The sequence below is a fragment of the Pseudomonas brassicacearum genome (assembly GCF_003732265.1).
GTDB classification, from domain to species: domain Bacteria; phylum Pseudomonadota; class Gammaproteobacteria; order Pseudomonadales; family Pseudomonadaceae; genus Aquipseudomonas; species Aquipseudomonas brassicacearum_D.
Window position 1 is genome coordinate 1 of sequence record NZ_MOBK01000363.1, and the last position, 555, is coordinate 555.

Consider the following 555-nt stretch of genomic DNA (forward strand, 5'->3'; position numbering starts at 1 on the left):
CAAGCTGCCGATCGATCTCGGCTACGACATCACCCTGACCGCGCTGTCACTGCTGATCGCGGTCTTGTCCTGCGGGTTTGCCTTGTGGCTGGTCAGCCAGCCGAAGCTGCCGATTCTGCAACTGGCGTTTGGCGCTCTGATCATGGGGGCCGGGATCAGTGCCATGCATTACACCGGCATGGCGGCGATGCGCATGACACCGGGGATCGACTACGATCCGACGCTGTTTGGCGCCTCGCTGCTCATCGCGGTCGGCGCGTCGGCTGCGGCGTTGTGGATCGCCTTCCGCCTGCGTCAGCACTCGCCGTACGTGCGGCTGATTCGTGGCGGCGCAGCAATCATCATGGGCATCGCCATTGTCGGCATGCATTACACCGGCATGGCCGCCGCGCAATTCCCTGATGGCAGTTTCTGTGGCGCCACCGTCAATGGCTTGAAGGGCAATGGCCTCGACAGTCTGGTGTTGATCACCACGTTGGCAGTGCTGTCGATTGCCTTGCTGACCTCGATTCTCGACGCGCGCCTCGAAGCGCGTACCGCTGATCTCGCGCACTC

The 555-nt window shown here is 62.9% G+C and carries 1 protein-coding gene; it reads left to right on the plus strand.

Going from position 1 to position 555, the window contains the following annotated elements:
- Positions 1-555: MHYT domain-containing protein (locus tag BK660_RS31730; protein ID WP_311202927.1), on the plus strand; the 555-nt coding region annotated here is incomplete at both ends.